The following is a 17,609-nucleotide window of genomic DNA, read 5'->3' on the forward strand; positions in this document are numbered from 1 at the left end:
TCCCTTCACCCCGTCCTCTCACACCGTTCCCCCAAGACTGATCCGCCGTTCCACAGTGAGGGTGAAACCATGACCGCGATCTCGCTCGGTATTCCGTCCATGCCGCTTCAGCCGCTCGCCGTTCGCCGCAAGTCGCGGCAGATCATGGTGGGGGGTGTGCCGGTGGGTGGTGATGCGCCGGTGTCGGTGCAGTCGATGACGACGACGGTGACCTCTGATGTCAATGCGACGTTGCAGCAGATCGCGCAGTTGACGGCGTCGGGGTGTCAGATCGTGCGGGTGGCGGTGCCGTCGCAGGATGATGCGGATGCGTTGCCGGCGATTGCGCGGAAGTCGCAGATCCCGGTGATCGCGGACATTCATTTCCAGCCGAAGTATGTGTTTGCGGCGATTGATGCGGGGTGTGCTGCGGTCCGGGTGAATCCGGGGAACATCAAGCAGTTCGACGACAAGGTGGGGGAGATCGCGAAGGCGGCTTCGGCGGCGGGGACTCCGATTCGGATCGGGGTGAATGCGGGGTCGTTGGACCGGCGGTTGCTGGAGAAGTACGGGCGGGCGACTCCGGAGGCGTTGGTGGAGTCGGCGTTGTGGGAGTGTTCGCTCTTTGAGGAGCACGGGTTCCGGGACATCAAGATCTCGGTGAAGCACAACGATCCGGTGGTGATGGTGAATGCGTACCGGCAGTTGGCGGCGGCGTGTGATTATCCGTTGCATCTGGGGGTGACGGAGGCGGGTCCGGCGTTCCAGGGGACGATCAAGTCGGCGGTGGCGTTCGGGGCGTTGTTGGCCGAGGGGATCGGGGACACGATCCGGGTGTCGTTGTCGGCGCCTCCGGTGGAGGAGGTGAAGGTGGGGATCCAGATTCTGGAGTCGTTGAATCTGCGGCAGCGGGGTCTGGAGATTGTGTCGTGTCCGTCGTGCGGGCGGGCGCAGGTGGATGTGTACAAGCTCGCGGAGGAGGTGACCGCGGGTCTTGAGGGGATGAATGTGCCGTTGCGGGTGGCGGTGATGGGGTGTGTGGTGAACGGGCCGGGGGAGGCGCGTGAGGCGGATCTGGGTGTGGCGTCGGGCAATGGCAAGGGGCAGATCTTCGTGCGGGGCGAGGTGATCAAGACGGTGCCCGAGTCGAAGATCGTGGAGACGCTGATCGAGGAGGCCCTGAAGCTGGCCGAGGGGATGGACGAGCAGGGCGAGCCCACCGTCACCCCCGTCGGCTGACTCCGCGAGACCACCCACGACAGAGCAGCGATACGAAGGCGAGGAACACCGTGACCCTGCTGGAAACCCTCTCCGAACCCGCCGACCTGAAGCGTCTCGCCCCCGCCCAACTGCCCGCCCTCGCCGCCGAGATCAGGGAGTTCCTGATCGGCGCCGTCGCCCGGACGGGCGGCCACCTCGGCCCCAACCTGGGCGTGGTGGAGCTCACCATCGCGCTGCACCGGGTCTTCGACTCCCCGCGTGACCGGATCCTCTTCGACACCGGCCACCAGTCCTACGTCCACAAGCTGCTGACTGGGCGTCAGGACTTCTCCCGGCTGCGCGCCAAGGGCGGGCTCTCCGGCTACCCCTCGCGCGCCGAGTCCGAGCACGATGTGATCGAGAACTCGCACGCCTCCACCGTGCTCGGCTACGCCGACGGACTGGCCAAGGCCAACCAGCTGCGCGGCCACCACGACCGCAGGGTGGTCGCCGTGATCGGCGACGGGGCGCTGACCGGCGGTATGGCCTGGGAGGCGCTCAACAACATCGCCGAGGCCCACGACCGGCCGCTGGTGATCGTGGTCAACGACAACGAGCGCTCCTACGCCAGGACCATCGGCGGCCTCGCCAACCACCTGGCGACCCTGCGCACCACCCAGGGCTATGAGCGCTTCCTCTCCTGGGGCAAGGAGGCGCTGCAGCGCACCCCGGTGGTCGGCCGGCCGGTGCTGGGGGCGCTGCACGGCGCCAAGAAGGGCTTCAAGGACTCCTTCGCCCCCCAGGGCATGTTCGAGGACCTGGGGCTGAAGTACATCGGCCCGATCGACGGCCATGACACCGCCGCCGTGGAGTCCGCCCTGGAGCGGGCCCGCGGCTTCGGCGGCCCGGTCATCGTGCACTGCCTCACCGAGAAGGGGCGCGGCTACGGCCCCGCGGAGAAGGACGACGCCGACCGCTTCCATGCGGTCGGAGCCATGGACCCGTTCACCTGCCTGCCGCTGTCGCCCTCCACCGGCACCTCCTGGACCTCGGTCTTCGGCGACGAGATGGCCCTCCTCGGCAAGGAGCGGCCCGATGTGGTGGCGATCACCGCCGCCATGCTCCAGCCGGTCGGCCTGGCGAAGTTCGCCGAGGCCCATCCCGAGCGGGTCTTCGACGTCGGTATCGCGGAGCAGCATGCCGCCGTCTCCGCGGCCGGTCTGGCCACCGGTGGGATGCATCCGGTGGTCGCGGTCTATGCGACCTTCCTCAACCGGGCCTTCGACCAGGTCCTGATGGACGTCGCCCTGCACCGCCTGGGCGTCACCTTCGTCCTGGACCGGGCCGGTGTCACCGGCACCGACGGTGCCAGCCACAACGGCATGTGGGACATGTCCGTGCTCCAGGTCGTCCCCGGGCTGCGGCTGGCCGCCCCGCGCGACGCCGACCAGCTGCGCGCCCAGCTGCGCGAGGCACTGGACGTCCACGACGCACCCACCGTGGTCCGCTTCCCCAAGGCGGAGGCCGGACCGGTCATCCCCGCCGTGGAGCGGATCGGCTCGCTGGACGTCCTGCGGCGCACCACCCCGCCCGGCGGCAGCCTCGCCGACCCGCCGGACGTCCTGCTGGTCGCCGTCGGCACCATGGCGCAGCCCTGCCTGGACGCCGCCGCCCTGCTCACCGCCGAAGGTCTGAGCGCGACCGTGGTCGACCCCCGCTGGGTCAAGCCCGTCGACCCCGCCCTGGCCGGCCTCGCCGCCGACCACCGTCTGGTGGTCACCGTGGAGGACAACGGCCGCGCCTCCGGCGTCGGCGCAGCGGTCGCCCAGGCCCTGCGCGACGCGGATGTGCACACCCCGGCCCGTGAACTGGGCATCCCCCAGGGGTTCCTGGCGCATGCCGGGCGTGGTGAGATCCTCAATGAGATCGGCCTCACGGGCCCCGGCATCGCCGCCCAGACCGCCGCCTTCGTCCGTGCACTGCGCCCTGCGGCACGCGCCCGCGCCGCCGCCGCCCTCGGCGCCAACCGCAGCGCGTCAGCACTGGACGGGGCACCGGCCGCCCGGGTCCCCGTCGTACGCCGCACCCGCACCGCCGAAGCCGCCCGCACCCGAGGAGGGGACCCGCACCGTGGCCTCTGACACCGTCTCCGCACCCAGGACCCCCGAGTCCAGGGAGGACGCCGGATTCGACCTGGCAGATCTGCTCGCCCGGCGCGGAGCGGAGCGCTACGAGCTCCAGGAGCGCCATCTCAACCCGCAGCTGCCGCGGATGCTGCACACCATCGGCTTCGACAAGTTCTACGAGCGGGCCGAGGGCCCGTACTTCTACGATGCCGAGGGCAATGAGTACCTGGACATGCTGGCCGGGTTCGGCATCTTCGCGCTGGGCCGCCACCACCCCGTGGTGCGCCGTGCGGTGCAGCAGGTGATGGACCTCGACCTGCCCGACCTCACCCGCTTCGACTGCTCGCCGCTGCCGGGTCTGCTCGCCGAGAAGCTGCTCTCCCACACCCCGCACCTGGACCGGGTCTTCTTCGGCAACAGCGGTACCGAGGCGGTCGAGACGGCGCTGAAGTTCGCCCGCTACGCCACCGGCCGCAGCCGCATCCTCTACTGCGACCATGCCTTCCACGGCCTGACCACGGGCTCGCTCTCGGTCAACGGCGAGGCGGGCTTCCGCAAGGGCTTCGACCCGCTGCTGCCGGACACCCCGCTGCCGCTGGGCGATCTGGCGGCGCTGGAGCGCGAGCTGCGCCGCGGCGATGTCGCCGCGCTGATCGTGGAGCCGATCCAGGGGAAGGGCGTGCATGCGACGCCGCCCGGGTGGCTGAGGGCGGCCCAGGAGCTGCTGCACAAGCACAAGGCGCTGCTGATCTGCGACGAGGTGCAGACCGGGATCGGCCGCACCGGTGACTTCTTCGCCTATCAGCACGAGCAGGGTGTGGAGCCGGACCTGGTCTGTGCGGCCAAGGCCCTCTCCGGCGGCTATGTCCCGGTCGGGGCGACCCTGGGCAAGGAGTGGATCTTCCGCGCGGTCTACTCCTCCATGGACCGGGTGCTGGTCCACTCCGCGAGCTTCGGCTCCAACGCCCAGGCCATGGCGGCCGGTCTGGCCACCCTGCATGTGATGGAGGACCAGCAGATCGTCGCCCACGCCCGGCGTGTCGGCGACCTCTTCCGGGAGCGGCTGGCCGCGCTGGTGGACAAGTACGAGCTGCTGGCCGACGTCCGGGGCCGCGGACTGATGATCGGCATCGAGTTCGGCAAGCCGCGGTCGCTGAAGCTGCGCACCGGCTGGGCGGCCCTGCAGGCGGCCCGCAAGGGGCTCTTCGCCCAGATGGTGGTGGTGCCGCTGATGCAGCGCCACCGCATCCTCACCCAGGTCTCCGGCGACCATCTGGAGGTCATCAAGCTGATCCCGCCGCTGGTGGTCACCGAGCGGGACGTGGACCGCTTTGTCGACGCCTTTGTCGATGTGATGGACGACGCCCACCGGGGCAGCGGGCTGATGTGGGACTTCGGCAGGACGCTGGTGAAGCAGGCGGTCGCCAACCGCTGAGCCCGTCGGGCTGCCGGTCGACTCCGGTTGCCCCCAGGGGAGTTGACCGGCAGACCGTCATCCGGGATGTCCGGCTGCTCGGTGCCCGGTGGTGACGCCGGGCACCGGTTCTCAGGTGCACCGGGCAGAGCCGCGGACCGGCATGGAGCGCAGGACGGTCGTCGGCGGCAGGGGCGCGGTGGCGCTCGGTGCCGCCGCCGGCCAGGGGGCTCGCCGACCTCCCCGCTGCCGGGGCTCACCGCATCCGCCGACGGTTGCCGGCGCCCTCACCCTGGGCGTCGGCGCCGCCCGGGACGGCTGAACTCCGGTCGGCTCAGTGGCCGTGCCCCGGCCGGGCGATGGGACAGCTGGAAGCGCCCCCGGTCACCAGTGCGCCGGGCGGCCCAGAGCCTTCGGCAGCCTGGTGGTGCCGTCGCCCCTGGCCGCGTTGAGCTGGGCCCGGGTGAGGAAGATGCTCCCGGTCAGATCGGCTCCCGTCAGATCGGCGTCCCGCAGGTCGGCGCCGATCAGATCGGCGCCCCGCAGGTCCGCGCCGCGCAGATCGGCGGCGATCAGAAGGGCGCCGCGCAGACTGGCCCCGCGCAGGTCCGCGCCTCTGAGCCGGGCTCCGATCAGATCGGCCCCCCGGTGGTTCCTGCCGCGCCCGCGTATGCCGGCCCGCGCCAGCTCACTGGTGCGCAGCAGCAGATCGTTGACCTCCCCGCGGTGTGCGGCCATGTCCAGGTCCGCGATCTCCTCCGCAGTGCCGCGGGTGAGCGCCTCGGTCCGGGCCAGGGCCTCCCGCAGCTCGTCCCGGAGGGGACGGGCCGCGGGCAGGGCGAGCGTTTCGTCGAGGTACCACAGCAGTTCGTGCAACTGCCGCATCACCGGGAAGACCTCGAACATCAGCGGCGCCGTGTCCGGGGCCTGCCGCCAGTCGCGGCCCGCGAAGGTCACCTGGGAGACCTGCTGGCCCGCGCCGAAGCAGTCGAAGACCGTGCATCCCGAGAAGCCCCGTTCACGCAGCCGGGAATGGATGCCGCAGCGGAAGTCCGTCTGGAGATTGCCGCAGGGCCGACCTGCGTCCTTGTCGACGGCGAAGTCGGAGGAGGCGGCGAAGGGCAGGGCGACACAGCACAGCCCGAAGCAGCTGCCGCAGTCGGACTGCAGGGACGGTCGCGGGGCGGGGGGCTTCTGGGGCGGGGTCACTGCGAGTGGTTTCTCCTGCCTCGGTCGAACACTCACCGCAGCCTATGGCCCGCCTGCTCGGGGCGGACAACCCGGTGGGCGCCGAACGGACAGCAGAGGGGTGCTGGTTGCTTCCGGGGGCGCCGCCGAGTCCCCCCGGCGAGGAGTCCGCGCGCGTGGGCGTGGGCCGGCCCGGTGGTGGGTGCGGCCGATGTGGCGGCAGGCAGAGTTCCATGACGATGCCGTCCCTGCGTCAGGGCGGGTGGTGGGTGCGGCCGCACGGCCGCACGGCCGCACCGGACGGGCGGGTGGTGCGGCGGTTCGGCCAGGCAGCGGCAGACGGCCACGCCGAGGACATGCCTGCAAGCGCTTACCTTCAACATCTCACAAGCCTTCACGGCATTGCCGCAGTTCCAGCGTATATCGCTGGCAACCCTGAGGACTGTGTGAGGTGACGCGGCTTACATCACTGGGAACCATAGGAAGCGCTTCCCCTCACTGTCAACCGCTCCACCGATTCCGTCCTACCCGTTGACGAACCCCTGTCACGCTCCTACTGTCATCGCGTCATACGTCATATACGAGACGCGATGTGCGAGATCTGAGAGGCGCATGGACTCCGTTGCCGGCCCGACCCCGATGCTGCTCGACGCCACCGCCGCGCCCATCCCCTCCCGCTCCGTCGTCGTGCTGGAGGCCATCAAGCACGCCATCCTCACCGGTCGGCTGCGTCCCGGGCAGCCGCTGGTGGAGACCGAACTCGCCGCCCGGCTGGGGGTCTCCAAGACGCCTGTCCGGGAGGCCCTCAAGACCCTGGCCGGCAGCGGGCTGGTCACCATGAGCCAGTACAAGGGCGCCGCCGTGCGCACCGTCGACGCAGCCATGGCCCATGCGGTGTACGACGTCCGGCTGCTGCTGGAGCCGGAGGCGCTGCGCCGCAGTGTGCAGCGCGGCGCTCCGCTGGACTCCGCCCGCGGCGCCCTGGAGCGGTCCGACTCCGCCGCCGACCCCGCCGACCGCTCGCTGGCCAACCGCGACTTCCACCGGGCGCTCTACAGCGCCTGCGGCAACCCGCTGCTCTCCCGGATGCTCGACGACCTGCGCGACCAGGCCGCCCTGGTGTCCGCGGTCGGCTGGCAGCAGACACCGTCCTGGGAGCGGGAGGCCGAGGAGCACCGCCGCATCCTCGCGGTCGCCGAGGCCGGTGACGCAGGGCAGGCAGCGGCCCTGCTCCACGCCCATATCGAGGACTTCGTCAACCGCACCTACCCGGCACCGCACCCGGACGGAAGGCAGACTCCATGAGGTTCGACCGGCAGGCAGCCGCCCTGGCCGATGTGGTCGCGATACCCGTCACCCCGTTCGCCGAGGACGGCACCGTGGACCGCCCCGCCTACCGGGCCCTGGTGGCCCGACTGGCCAGGGCCGGCGTGCGCGCCGTCACCCCCAACGGCAACACCGGCGAGTTCTATGCGCTGACCGCCGCCGAGCGCCGCGCCGCGGTCGTGGACACGGTCGCCGCAGCCGACGGCGCCGAGGTGCTGGCCGGTGTGGGCCAGGACAACGCGGGAGCCATCGACGCGGCCCGCCACGCCCAGCAGGCTGGGGCCTCGATGGTGATGGTTCATCAGCCCGTGCACCCCTATGTCGCCCTCGACGGCTGGATCGACTACCACAGAGCCGTCGCCGATGCGGTGCCCGACCTCGGTGTGGTGCCCTATGTGCGCAATCCGCGGATCGGCGGCACCGAGCTGCGTCGTCTGGGCGAGCTCTGCCCCAATGTCATCGGCGTCAAGTACGCCGTCCCGGACCCGGTGCGCTTCGCCTCGGTGGCCCGCGACGCGGGCCTCGACCGCTTCGTCTGGGTGGCAGGCCTCGCCGAGCTCTCCGCTCCCGGCTACTGGGCGGTCGGTGCCACCGGCTTCACCTCCGGCCTGGTCAACGCCGTGCCCGAACTGTCCCTGCAACTGCTCGCGGCACTGCGCGGCGGCGACTACCCCGGGGCGATGAAGGTCTGGGAGCAGATCCGCAGCTTCGAGGAGCTGCGCGCCGCCGACGAGTCCGCCAACAACGTCTCGGTGGTCAAGGAGGCCCTCGCCCAACTGGGGCTCTGCCGACGCGAGGTACGCACACCCAGCCGGCTGCTGGACCCCGAGGGCCGTACCGAGGTCGCCCGGCTGCTCGCCGAGTGGAACGCCACCGCCTGACCCCGTCCACCGCCGAGAGGAGGACCACCATGACCGACACGACCGGGCGGCGCACCCTCGCCCCCGAGGAACTGCGCAGCCACCGCTGGTACGGCGGGGAGGGCGTCCGCGGCTTCAGCCACCGTGCCCGCAGCCGTCAGCTCGGCCTCAACCCCGAGGAGCACCTCGGCAAGCCGGTGATCGCCGTCCTCAACACCTGGAGCGGCATCAACCCCTGCCACATGCACCTGCGCGAGCGGGCCGAACAGGTCACCCGGGGCATCTGGCAGGCCGGCGGCTATCCGGTGGAGTTCCCGGTGGCGACGCTGTCGGAGACGTACCAGAAGCCCACCCCGATGCTCTACCGCAATCTGCTCGCCCTGGAGACCGAGGAGCTGCTGCGCAGCTATCCGGTGGACGGCGCGGTGCTGATGGGCGGCTGCGACAAGACCACCCCGGCGCTGCTGATGGGCGCCGCCAGCGCCGACCTGCCGGCGGTCTTCGTCCCTGCCGGGCCGATGCTGCGCGGCCACTGGCGCGGCCGGACCCTCGGCAGCGGTACCGACATGTGGAAGTACTGGGACGACTACCGGGCCGGCCGGATCGGCGACTGCGAACTGGGTGAACTGGAGGGCGGACTGGCCCGCTCCCCGGGCCACTGCATGACCATGGGCACCGCCTCCACCATGACCTCGGCGGCCGAGGCGCTGGGCGTCACCATGCCCGGCGCGGCCTCCATCCCGGCGGTCGACTCAGCCCACCACCGGATGGCCGCCGCAGCCGGCATGCGCAGCGTCGCCCTGGTGTGGGAGGACCTGAGGCTCTCCCGCATCCTCACCAGGAACGCCTATCTGGACGCGGCCGCCACCGTGCTGGCGCTCGGCGGCTCCACCAACGCGCTGATCCATCTGATCGCCATGGCCGGCCGCTCCGGGGTGACCCTCACCCTGGACGACTTCGACCTGCTCGCCCGCCGGATCCCGGTGCTCGCCAATGTGCGGCCCGGCGGAGCGCATCTGATGGAGGACTTCTACTACGCCGGCGGCCTGCCCGCCCTGCTGGAGCAGCTGCGCCCGCAGCTGCACACTGAGCGGCCCACCGTCGCCGGCACCACCTTCGGGGAGCAGATCGCCGGGTCACCGGTGCACGACAAGGACGTGATCCGCTCACCGCAGGACCCGGTCTCCGAGGAGGGCGGCCTCGCCGTGCTGCGCGGCAACCTGGCCCCCGACGGCGCGGTGATCAAGCACATCTCCGCCGAGCCCCGGCTGCTGCGCCACACCGGCCCGGCAGTGGTCTTCGACAGCTACCAGGACCTGCAGCGGCGCATCGACGACCCGGCGCTGGACATCACCGCCGACTCGGTGCTGGTGCTGCGCGGCGCCGGGCCCAAGGGCGGCCCGGGGATGCCCGAGTACGGCATGCTGCCCATCCCCAAGCGGCTGCTGGCCCAGGGAGTGCAGGACATGGTGCGGATCTCCGACGCACGGATGAGCGGCACCTCGTACGGCGCCTGTGTGCTGCACATCGCCCCCGAGTCGCATGTCGGCGGCCCGCTGGCGCTGGTCCGCGACGGCGACCCGATCACCCTGGACGTCCCTGCCCGCAGGCTGCACCTCGAGGTCGGGGAGCAGGAACTGGCGCGCCGTCGCGCCGAGTGGCGGGCGCCCGAGCCGCGGTTCGAACGCGGCTACGGCGCACTGTACGAGGAGCACATCACCCAGGCCGACACCGGATGCGACTTCGCCTTCCTGTCCAGGCCGGGACGGAACCCGGAGCCCTACACGGGCTGACCGCCCACCGGCGCGCGGCATCCGCGTGCTGCCACCTCCGCACGCCCATCGGGCAAGCGCTTACCAGAACCAGAGGAGTCAGCGGTGACGGTCCTCTCCAAGAAGTCCCGCACCCCGTACGTCCTGATCGCCCCTTCGGTCCTGCTGATGCTGGGCTTCCTGGTCTACCCGATGGCCAGTGTCCTCTACTACAGCCTGCAGCACTACAACGTCACCAAGCCCTGGGCCAACGGCTTCGCCGGCCTGGACAACTTCGTCCAGATCTTCACCAAGGACGACCTCTTCCGGCAGACCCTCGCCTTCAGCGGCAAGTGGGTCCTGGTGGAAGTCGCCGGACAGCTGGTGCTGGGACTGCTGCTCGCCCTGCTGGTCAACGAGACCTTCGTCGGCCGCGGCCTGGCCCGCGCCCTGGTCTTCTCACCCTGGGCCGTCTCGGGGGTGCTCACCACCGCCATCTGGATGCTGCTCTACAACCCGGTGACCGGTGTCTCCCGCTATCTCGCCGACGCCGGCATCGGACAGCACGGAGCGTCGGTGCTCTCGGACACCTCCACCGTCTTCGGGGCCGCGGTGGTCGCCGAACTCTGGCGCGGCGTGCCGTTCTTCGCCATCCTGCTGCTCGCCGACCTCCAGTCCATCCCCAAGGACCTCTACGAGGCGGCCTCGGTGGACGGCGCCGGACGGCTGCGCCGCTTCCGCCACATCACCCTGCCGCATCTGCGGGACGCCATCGTGCTCTCCACCCTGCTGCGCGCCGTGTGGGAGTTCAACAACGTCGACCTGCTCTACACCCTGACCGGCGGCGGCCCCGCCCACCAGACCACCACCCTGCCGCTCTATGTGGCCCAGACCGCGACCACCGCCCATGACTTCGGCTACGGGTCGGCCCTCACCACGGTGGCCTTTGTGATCCTGCTCTTCTTCTCCGTCGCCTATCTGCGACTCAGCAAGTTCGGAGGTGAGCGCGCATGAGCGCGGCCCCCACCCTGGTAGAGGTCCCGCCCGCCGCGGGCCGCCGGCAGCCCCCCGGCAGTATGCTGCCGCGCGCCGAGCACCGGGCCGGCGACCGGGCTCCGCGCTGGCAGATATACGTCCCGCTCGGGCTGTATCTGCTGTTCACCCTGGTGCCCTTCTACTGGATGCTGCTCTTCGCCGTCCGCCCGGCGGGCTCCTCCTCGCTGCTGCCCTGGCCGATCACCTTCGACCACTTCGACAAGGTGTGGACGGGGCTGGGCTTCTCGGTCTTCTTCGAGAACTCCCTGCTGGTCGGCGGCGCCTCACTGGTCACCACCACCGTGATCGCGCTGGCCGGCGGCTACGCCCTGGCGCGGTTCCGCTTCCGCGGCAAGCAGGTCTTCCTGCTCGCCATGCTCTGCACCCAGTTCATCCCCGGCGCCATGATGCTGATTCCGCTGTTCGAGATCTTCCGCAGTCTGCAGCTGATCAACAGCCTCTGGTCACTGGTGATCGCGGAGACCGTCTTCCAGCTGCCGCTGTCGCTCATCCTGATCAGCGGCTTCATCAGGAACATCCCCACCGAGCTGGAGGAGGCGGCCTGGGTCGACGGCTGCGGGCGGCTCCAGGCGTTCCGCATCGTGGTGCTGCCGCTGCTGCGCCCCGCGCTGGTCGCGGTCGGCTCCTTCGCCTTCGTCCACAGCTGGAACAACTTCCTCTTCGCGCTGATGTTCCTCAACTCCCAGGACAAGTACACGGTGCCGGTAGGCCTCAGCTACACGCTGGGCGAGTACAGCACCGACTTCGGCGCCCTGGCCGCCGGAGGAGTGATCGCCGCCGTACCCGTGGTCATCGTCTTCGCCTTCATCCAGCGCTGGCTGGTGCAGGGATTCTCCGCCGGAGCCGTCAAGGGCTGACGGTCCGTCAACGCCATCCATCCACCCGAACGGAAGGCGCCCGCCATGAACCCGACCTCCGTGGTCCTCATCGGGGCCCACGGCCACGGCCGCCAGCACCTGGCCAACCTGCGCCGGCTCACCCGCGCCGGACGGGTGCGGCTCGCCGGAGTCTGCGACCTCGCCCCGCTGCCCGTCGAGGCCCTCCAGGACCTGGGCACTCCCGTCCAGTCCGCCGACCTCGGGGACCTGCTCGCCACCACCGGCCCCTCGGTGGTGATCGTCTGCACCCCGATCCACACCCATCTGGACCTGGCGCTCACCGCCGCCCGCCACGGCTGTGACCTGCTGCTGGAGAAACCCCCGGCGGCGACCCTCGCCGACCACCAGCGGCTGGCCGACGGCATCCGGCAGACCGGCCGCGCCTGCCAGATCGGCTTCCAGAGCCTGGGCTCGCACGCCGTGCCCGCCGTCCGGCGACTGGTCGCCGACGGTGCCATCGGCGAGGTGCGCGGCATCGGCGCCGCCGGGGCCTGGGTCCGCGACGCCGCCTACTACGCACGGGCGGGCTGGGCCGGCCGCCGCACCCTCGACGACGGCACCCCCGTCCTCGACGGGGTGCTGACCAACCCGCTCGCCCACGCCGTCGCCACCGCCCTCCACCTGGACGGCAGCCCGTACAGCGAGGATGTCGCCCGGATCGAACTGGAACTCCACCGCGCCCGCGCCATCGAGGCCGACGACACCTCCTGCCTGCGGGTCCACACCGCCCGCGGCACCACCGTCACGGTCGCCGCCACCCTCTGCGCGGAGCAGCCGTCGGAGCCCTATCTGATGGTCCACGGCGACCGCGGCAGGATCACCTTCTGGTACAAGCAGGACACCGTGCTGCTGCAGCGCCGCGGCCACGGCCCGCTGGAGATCCTCTACGACCGCACCGATCTGCTGGAGAACCTGCTCGACCACCGGGACCACGGCGCCGACCTGCTGGTGCCGCCCGCCGCGGCCGGCTCCTTCATGCGGGTCGCCGAAGCGGTCCGCACCGCACCCGACCCGGCCCCGCTGCCCGCCGCCGCCGTGCACGAGAGGGACGGCGGACGCCTGGTGGTGGACGGAGTCGACACCCTGCTGGAACGCAGCGCCGAACAGCTGGCCCTCTTCTCCGAACTCGGTGCAGGCTGGCCGGCCGCCACCGCGGCCAGGGAGGCGCTGGCATGACCGCGCACCTGGACGCACGGCAGGGCACCGGCACCGTACTGCGCTGCGCCGGCCGCGCGGTCGCCCGCTATGTCCACCGGCCCGAGCTGCCGCCGGAGGTCTCACCCCGGCCGTATCTGCACCCGGTGCGCACCCTCGGCGGCGCCGTGGTCACCGAGCTGATGCCGGTGGACCATCTGCACCATCTGGGCGTCTCCCTCGCCGTCCCCGACGTCTCGGGCGCCAACTTCTGGGGCGGTCGCACATATGTGCGCGACCAGGGCCCCACCGAACTGGACAACCACGGCCGCCAGCTGCACCTCGGCTGGCGCCGCCGGACCTCCGGGCACCTGCGGGAGGACCTCGGCTGGCAGGACCGCGCCGGCCGGCGGCTGCTCGGCGAGGAACGCGAGCTCGCCGCCCGTCCTCTCTCCGACACGGCCTGGCTGCTGGAGCTCCGCTCGACGCTGCACAACACCTCAGGCGCACCGCTCTCCCTCGGCAGCCCGGCCACCAACGGCAGGCCCGGCGCCGGCTACGGCGGCTGGTTCTGGCGGGCTCCGGCCACCTCCCGGGACCTGCTGGTGCGCACCGCCGACGGCGAGGGCGAGCAGGCCGCCCACGGCAGCCGCAGCCGCTGGCTGGCGCTGGCCGGAACCGACCCGAACGGCCTCGACTGGACGGTGCTGCTGGTCCACGACGGCACCGACCCCTGGTTCCTGCGGGTGGCCGAGTACCCCGGCGTCGGCTGCTCGCTGGCCTGGGAGCAGCGGCTGCCGGTGCTCCCCGGTGCCCCGGTGGTCCGCCGGATCGCGGCGGTGGTCGCCGACGGACGGCTCACCCGGGCGCAGGCCTCGGCACTCGCCGAGGACCCCCGACTCCGCGTCGTCGCGGACGGCTGAACCGCCCCCGGCGCAACCGCGCCGCCCAGATCCGGCAGCCCGAAGGAGCGCACCGACCATGGCACCCACCTCCGACCGCCCCCGGGCGCGCCCGCGACGGGTGCCGCCACCGGCCCGGACCGGCCCCAGCTGACGCCGCAGCAGGCCGCCGAGGAGCAGGTCGAGGACCACCTCGCCGGCGCCGACGGCTGGGCACCGCAGAACTCCTGACGTCCCACCCCATCCACTCTCCCCGAGGAGACAGCATGTCCGCACCACTGAGATCCCGCGCCCTGGCCGCTGCCGCCACCGCCCTCTGCCTGGGTCTGACCGCGAGCGCCTGCGCCAGCAGCGGCTCCGGGGGTTCCGGCACCGAGGGCAACGGCAAGGGCACCATCACCTTCTGGGACAACAACGGCGGCCCGGATCGCACCCCGGTCTGGAAGAAGATCATCGCTGACTTCGAGGCTGCGAACCCCGGGATCAAGGTCGAGTACGTCGGCATCCCCACCAAGGATGTGCAGCAGAAGTACGACACTGCCGCAGCGGGCGGCGGACTGCCGGACGTCGGCGGGGTGGGCACCGCCTATCTGGCGGACCTGGCCGCGCAGGGGGTGCTGGAGCCGCTGGACGACCGGCTCGCCACGTCCAGCCTCAATGGGAAGATCATCAAGAGTTTCGAGGACATCGTCCGGAGCTCGGGCACCAGCGACAAGCTCTTCGCCGTGCCGACCTCCGCCAACCTGGGCACCATCTGGTACCGCACCGACCTCTTCCAGGCCGCCGGTCTCCAGCCGCCCACCACCTGGGACGCCTTCTACGCGGCTGCCCAGAAGCTGACGGACCCGGCCCACAACCACTTCGGCTTCACCATCCGCGGCGGCGCGGGGTCGGTCGCCCAGGCGCTGGAGATGATGTACGCCCAGTCAGGGGTGGACACCTTCTGGAACGGTGACACCACCACGGTCAACGACCCCAGGAACGTCGCCGCGCTGGAGAAGTACGTCGGGCTCTACAAGAAGGCCACACCGTCGGCCGACGTCAACAACGACTACACCAAGATGGTCGCCCAGTTCGACAACGGCGACATCGGCATGATGCAGCACAACCTGGGCTCCTACCAGAACCACATCGACACCCTGGGCAAGGACAAGATCGACGGGGTGCCGCTGCCGTCGTCCGCGCCCGGCTCGCCGCGCACCGCGGTGTCCAACCCGGTGGACGGCATAGGCCTCTTCAAGACCAGCAAGAACAAGGAAGCGGCCTGGAAGTTCATCGAGTTCGCCGCCTCGCACACCGAGAACAGCTACTGGAACGAGAAGGCCGGCTCCATCCCGGCCAACACCGATGCGGCAACCGATTCCTGGATCAAGGACTCCAAGCCCACCCAGGTGGCCCAGCAGGCCATGAACGACCCCAACACCAAGATCGTGCAGCTGCCGTACTACCTGCCCGAGTGGAACTCGGCCAGCAAGGCCGAGATGGAGCCGGTCTTCCAGAAGCTGCTGCTGGGCCAGGTGAGCGCCAAGGACTTCTGCGACCAGTTCGCGGAGAAGCTCAACAAGGCCCAGGCCGACTGGAAGCAGCGCAACGGCAAGGGCTGACCTCCGCTGCGGGCCGGGAGAACCTCTCCCGGCCCGCGGCCGTGCATGCCGAGGGGCGCGGGGACCGCCGCACCCGGCCGGATGCAGCGGTCCCCGCGCCCCTGAGCTCGCTACGGGGGACCGGGCCGCCGTCAGTGGAGGCGGCCGGCGCCCGCGTTGCAGCCGATGATCCCGGGGAGTGCGGCGGGGTTGTCGACCCGGGTGCGCAGCGCGGGAGTCCAGCCCGCACCCGAGGCGATGGGGGTGGCGGGGTTGGCGGCGTTGAAGGCGGCCAGCAGGTCGACGGGCCGGCCGTTGACCAGGTTGCCGTCGACCGTCGCGGCGGTGCCGCCCCAGTTGTAGATCACCTGGGCGGGGGAGACGCCGCCGGACAGTCGCAGGTAGTTCTTCTCCGCCACCAGCTGCGAGTTCACCCCCACGCCCCAGCTGTAGTCGTAGGCCGCCGGGTCGTCGGCCGCGTAGTAGTTGTTGTAGACGTCGACCTGGCCGAACCGCACCCGGGGCGCCCGCTGGATGGTGCCCTCCCAGGCGTTGTGGTGGAAGGTCACCCGCAGCTTGCCGGGGTCGGTCTTTGAGGTGTTGCTGCTGCCCACCAGGTTGGTCTTGTCGTGCTGGGTGAAGACGTTCCAGGACGCGGTGACCTCGTCGGAGCCGTTGGTGATGTCCAGCTGGCCGTCGTGCACCTGGTAGGGCCGGCCGAAGTAGAGCGGCTGCGCGGAGTCCGGGTTGCGGCCGTCGGTGAAGGTGGCGTGGTCCACCCAGACATGGGTGGCCCCGGAGAGGGAGAGGGAGTCGTAGGCGGAGTTCCAGTTGCCCACCGAGGTGTCGGTGGGGTCCCACTGCGGGAAGCAGTCGGCGGCGTCCTCGAAGGTGAGGTTGCGGACGATGACGTTGTCGACGTTCTTCAGCAGCAGTCCGCCGCCCAGGATGCGGGCGTCGCCGCCGATGCCCACCAGGGTGGTGTTGGACGGGACCCGGATCTGCACCTGCTCCGCCTGGCGGGCGGCGGAGGCGGCCCTGGCGTCCTCCAGCGGTCCGCTGGGTTCGGCGGTGCGGCCCCAGACACCGGGGTCGTAGGCCGCCAGGTAGCCGGCCGGGGTGTAGCCGTCGGTGGCGTAGTCGGCGCAGCTCAGCGGCTGTCCGTCGGCATCGGTGTTGAGGTCGATGGTGCCGCGGATGTAGACGATCTTGGGGGTGCTGTCGGTGCCCTGGGTGCCTCCCAGAGCCGCCACCAGCTGGGCGCGGGTGGAGGCGACCTGGGTGCGGGCGGCGTCGGCGGCGGAGCCGCCGGTGGTGCCGCCGTCGGCCGAGCCCCATCCGTCGCCGGCGGGCAGGGCGGCACGGGCGATGCGGCTGCTCTGGCCGGTCTGCTGGGAGTGGCGGTCGGCCGCCCCGGCGGGTGCGGCGGTGAGTGCGAGGCCGAGGACGGCGCAGCCCAGGACGGGGCCGACCGCCCGGAGGCCGGAGGGGATGTGCACGGGGATCTCCTCTGGGACAGGACGAATCGTTCATCGTGCTGAATGTTGTTCACATCCGTGATCGGACCCTAGGGAGCCTCGCACTCGCTGTCAATCCAGTGGTGCGCACCCGTCGCCGGCAGTGCCCTGCCACTGGGGGGCGGGTGTGCGCGGGAGCGCCGACACAACGGGCGGGGCCGCCACCGGAAGGCTCCGGTGGCCGCCCCGCCCGCACTGCCGCGTCGACTGCCTCAGATCTCGAGGGTCTCCTCGAGCTTTCGTGTGATGTGCCTGGCCATCGCCAGATTGGCCCGATGCCGGTCCAGTGCAAGGTAGATGAAGATGCCCTTGCTGCTGCGGTGCGTCAGCGGCCGGATCAGGTGGTACTGGCCGGTGAGCGTGATCAGGATGTCCTCGATGGTCTCGTTGTGGAGGTTGAGCATCTCCATGGTGCGCATCTTGGCCCGGACCACATCCGTGTTCCCCGCGGCTGCGACATTGAGGTCGAGCTCGTTGGTGCTGCCCAGGGTCCCCAGGGCCATGCCGCTGCTGTAGTCGACCAGGGCGACACCGACGGCCCCCTCGATGGTCATCGCTTCCTTGAGTGCCGCTTCCATGTTGGTCATGGTCTGAGAGTCCTCCGGTTGGTACGCCGGCTCGGCCGGACTAGGGGCCGGCCAGGCGGGTCGGCAACGCAGGGGGCCGGCCGCCGACGGATGTGCAGCAGACCGGTC

The 17,609-nt window shown here is 71.1% G+C and carries 14 protein-coding genes; 11 read left to right on the plus strand and 3 right to left on the minus strand.

Annotated features, from left to right (window positions below; translation table 11 throughout):
- Positions 1-69: 69 nt before the first annotated feature.
- The 3 genes from ispG to AB0761_RS30505 are packed head-to-tail and all read left to right on the plus strand — an operon-like array spanning position 70 to position 4,740.
- A complete protein-coding gene (ispG, locus tag AB0761_RS30495) occupies positions 70-1,218 on the plus strand; it encodes a flavodoxin-dependent (E)-4-hydroxy-3-methylbut-2-enyl-diphosphate synthase (RefSeq protein ID WP_377272360.1) in 1,149 nt (382 codons plus the stop codon).
- Between the two features lie 50 nt (positions 1,219-1,268).
- Complete coding sequence (dxs, locus tag AB0761_RS30500; protein ID WP_377272361.1) at positions 1,269-3,320, plus strand: 1-deoxy-D-xylulose-5-phosphate synthase; 2,052 nt, start codon at positions 1,269-1,271, stop codon at positions 3,318-3,320.
- Complete coding sequence (locus AB0761_RS30505; RefSeq protein WP_377272362.1) at positions 3,310-4,740, plus strand: aspartate aminotransferase family protein; 1,431 nt, start codon at positions 3,310-3,312, stop codon at positions 4,738-4,740. The genes dxs and AB0761_RS30505 overlap by 11 nt, the downstream gene beginning before the upstream one ends.
- Positions 4,741-5,103: 363 nt before the next feature.
- On the opposite strand, the gene AB0761_RS30510 is transcribed toward AB0761_RS30505, so the two are convergent.
- Positions 5,104-5,928 carry a pentapeptide repeat-containing protein gene (locus AB0761_RS30510; protein WP_377272363.1) on the minus strand — a complete coding sequence of 275 codons (825 nt, stop codon included), beginning with the start codon at positions 5,926-5,928 and terminating at the stop codon, positions 5,104-5,106.
- Between the two features lie 591 nt (positions 5,929-6,519).
- Here AB0761_RS30510 and AB0761_RS30515 point away from each other — a divergent pair.
- The 8 genes from AB0761_RS30515 to AB0761_RS30550 all read left to right on the plus strand — a co-directional run bounded on the left by AB0761_RS30515 (position 6,520) and on the right by AB0761_RS30550 (position 15,418).
- A complete protein-coding gene (locus AB0761_RS30515; protein WP_377272364.1) occupies positions 6,520-7,212 on the plus strand; it encodes a GntR family transcriptional regulator in 693 nt (230 codons plus the stop codon).
- Positions 7,209-8,114 (plus strand): dihydrodipicolinate synthase family protein, encoded by a 906-nt coding sequence (locus AB0761_RS30520; protein WP_377272365.1) that lies wholly within the window; start codon positions 7,209-7,211, stop codon positions 8,112-8,114. The genes AB0761_RS30515 and AB0761_RS30520 overlap by 4 nt, the downstream gene beginning before the upstream one ends.
- A 29-nt stretch (positions 8,115-8,143) precedes the next feature.
- Positions 8,144-9,886: an L-arabinonate dehydratase gene (gene araD / locus AB0761_RS30525; protein WP_377272366.1), complete on the plus strand. Its 1,743-nt coding sequence runs from the start codon at positions 8,144-8,146 to the stop codon at positions 9,884-9,886.
- An 84-nt stretch (positions 9,887-9,970) separates the two neighbouring features.
- A complete protein-coding gene (locus AB0761_RS30530) occupies positions 9,971-10,858 on the plus strand; it encodes a carbohydrate ABC transporter permease (RefSeq protein ID WP_377272367.1) in 888 nt (295 codons plus the stop codon).
- Positions 10,855-11,757, plus strand: a complete 903-nt coding sequence (locus tag AB0761_RS30535; protein ID WP_377272368.1) for a carbohydrate ABC transporter permease — start codon at positions 10,855-10,857, stop codon at positions 11,755-11,757. The genes AB0761_RS30530 and AB0761_RS30535 overlap by 4 nt, the downstream gene beginning before the upstream one ends.
- Positions 11,758-11,802: 45 nt before the next feature.
- The gene (locus tag AB0761_RS30540; protein ID WP_377272369.1) at positions 11,803-12,954 is read left to right on the plus strand and encodes a Gfo/Idh/MocA family protein; all 1,152 of its coding nucleotides are present in this window, start codon (positions 11,803-11,805) and stop codon (positions 12,952-12,954) included.
- Positions 12,951-13,835 carry a PmoA family protein gene (locus AB0761_RS30545; protein ID WP_377272370.1) on the plus strand — a complete coding sequence of 295 codons (885 nt, stop codon included), beginning with the start codon at positions 12,951-12,953 and terminating at the stop codon, positions 13,833-13,835. The genes AB0761_RS30540 and AB0761_RS30545 overlap by 4 nt, the downstream gene beginning before the upstream one ends.
- A gap of 245 nt (positions 13,836-14,080) precedes the next feature.
- Positions 14,081-15,418 carry an ABC transporter substrate-binding protein gene (locus AB0761_RS30550; protein WP_377272371.1) on the plus strand — a complete coding sequence of 446 codons (1,338 nt, stop codon included), beginning with the start codon at positions 14,081-14,083 and terminating at the stop codon, positions 15,416-15,418.
- 131 nt (positions 15,419-15,549) lie between these two features.
- On the opposite strand, the gene AB0761_RS30555 is transcribed toward AB0761_RS30550, so the two are convergent.
- Both AB0761_RS30555 and AB0761_RS30560 read right to left on the minus strand, forming a co-directional pair.
- Positions 15,550-16,896 (minus strand): polysaccharide lyase family 1 protein, encoded by a 1,347-nt coding sequence (locus AB0761_RS30555; protein ID WP_377272372.1) that lies wholly within the window; start codon positions 16,894-16,896, stop codon positions 15,550-15,552.
- A gap of 230 nt (positions 16,897-17,126) precedes the next feature.
- Positions 17,127-17,501 (minus strand): hypothetical protein, encoded by a 375-nt coding sequence (locus AB0761_RS30560; protein ID WP_377272373.1) that lies wholly within the window; start codon positions 17,499-17,501, stop codon positions 17,127-17,129.
- Positions 17,502-17,609 lie beyond the last annotated feature (108 nt).

It is taken from the genome of Peterkaempfera podocarpi (assembly GCF_042466665.1).
Taxonomy (GTDB): domain Bacteria; phylum Actinomycetota; class Actinomycetes; order Streptomycetales; family Streptomycetaceae; genus Peterkaempfera; species Peterkaempfera podocarpi.

Coding starts and splice junctions, on each gene's coding strand:
- AB0761_RS30560 (WP_377272373.1), bottom strand. CDS start 17,501: ATGACCAACATGGAAGCGGCACTCAAGGAAGCGATGACCATCGAGGGG.
- AB0761_RS30515 (WP_377272364.1), top strand. CDS start 6,520: ATGGACTCCGTTGCCGGCCCGACCCCGATGCTGCTCGACGCCACCGCC.
- AB0761_RS30545 (WP_377272370.1), top strand. CDS start 12,951: ATGACCGCGCACCTGGACGCACGGCAGGGCACCGGCACCGTACTGCGC.
- ispG (WP_377272360.1), top strand. CDS start 70: ATGACCGCGATCTCGCTCGGTATTCCGTCCATGCCGCTTCAGCCGCTC.
- AB0761_RS30535 (WP_377272368.1), top strand. CDS start 10,855: ATGAGCGCGGCCCCCACCCTGGTAGAGGTCCCGCCCGCCGCGGGCCGC.
- AB0761_RS30550 (WP_377272371.1), top strand. CDS start 14,081: ATGTCCGCACCACTGAGATCCCGCGCCCTGGCCGCTGCCGCCACCGCC.
- araD (WP_377272366.1), top strand. CDS start 8,144: ATGACCGACACGACCGGGCGGCGCACCCTCGCCCCCGAGGAACTGCGC.
- AB0761_RS30520 (WP_377272365.1), top strand. CDS start 7,209: ATGAGGTTCGACCGGCAGGCAGCCGCCCTGGCCGATGTGGTCGCGATA.
- AB0761_RS30540 (WP_377272369.1), top strand. CDS start 11,803: ATGAACCCGACCTCCGTGGTCCTCATCGGGGCCCACGGCCACGGCCGC.